This window comes from Salinimicrobium oceani (genome assembly GCF_012037645.1).
In genome coordinates this window covers 1-279 of the sequence record NZ_JAAVJR010001699.1, presented here as the reverse complement: position 1 = coordinate 279, position 279 = coordinate 1, and the positions used below count along the sequence as shown (strand labels likewise).

1 protein-coding gene is annotated in these 279 nt (G+C 40.1%); it reads left to right on the top strand.

What is annotated here, in order from left to right:
• Positions 1 to 120: 120 nt before the first annotated feature.
• Positions 121 to 279: plasmid pRiA4b ORF-3 family protein (locus HC175_RS23650; RefSeq protein WP_168140147.1), on the top strand; the 159-nt coding region annotated here is incomplete at its 3' end.

Here is a 279-nt window from a genome sequence, read left to right as displayed (position 1 = left end):
AGCCCATCAGGTAGGAGCATTTTTCCTGCTTACCGCGATGACCTTTACGCTCCACAGATTTAGCAGGTAGCTGAAAAATGTCATCTAAAAATGTATCTTTGCAAACCAATTTTTTGACTTATGCTTTATAGATTTAGAATTATTCTTGATGCCGAAGAAGATGTGTTCCGTGACATAGAGATCATGGCCGATAACACTCTGGAAGACTTACACAACACCATACTGCAATCATTTGGTTTTGATGGCACCGAGATGGCTTCATTCTACATAAGTGACGAC